The sequence below is a fragment of the Anaerosporobacter sp. genome (assembly GCF_965301125.1).
Map to the genome: position 1 here is coordinate 59,699 of NZ_CBDLAM010000002.1, position 835 is coordinate 60,533.

Genomic DNA, 835 nt, shown 5'->3' on the forward strand with positions numbered 1-835 from the left:
TTGTAATTACCTGTTATTTCTATTATGGATGAGGGAAACTTATTAATAAACAAGAAAAACAACAGGATAATAGCGTTTTATGTAAGCAAAATCAATCTTATAGGCTAAATAAGATAATTAAAGAGCAAAATTATGTTATATTTACGTGCATTTTACTTCTAGTTGTGTTTATAGGATCAAGCCTATGGTCAAATAAGGTATCTGAGCAGGAGTTGTTGAATAGTACATATTTGAATCAGTATAGACTAGCGTCTAAAATATTGACTTCGGAAGTTCAATCCTATGCAGTAACAGGGAATCAAGTTTACTATGATAGATATATGAAAGAACTTAATGAGGATAAAAGCCGTGAAAATGCATTAGCAATATTAAAGGAAAGCGATATTACGGATGAAGAGTGGAAATCCTTAAATAATATCGTAGAATTATCAGAGGGACTTGTCCCAATTGAACAAGAAGCAATTGAATGTGTAGAATCAGGGAATAATGAAAAAGCATTGGAATTAGTGTTTGGTGATGAATATGAAGCTACAATTCAGAATATAGATCAACTTTCAGATACGTGTATTGATGCGATCCAAGAACGTATGACAAATAAAGTAAATAAATTAAATATCATAACGTACATATGTGAGGTTTTATTTATCACTTCATTTATTTATATAGTTAAAAAAGTTATGGATACTATTAAATTTTCTAAGAATGAGTTGCTACAACCAATTGTGAAAGTATCTGAGCAGATGACACAATTGGCGTACGGAAACTTTCATACTGATTTAGATATGGTAGCAGACGATAGTGAAGTGGGAAGAATGGTTGCTAACATTTATTTTAT

Annotated in this window: 1 pseudogene; it reads left to right on the top strand. The window is 30.5% G+C overall.

Going from position 1 to position 835, the window contains the following annotated elements:
* Positions 1–215 precede the first annotated feature (215 nt).
* A pseudogene (locus ACW2QF_RS00560) lies at positions 216–835 on the top strand (methyl-accepting chemotaxis protein); the annotation flags it as partial.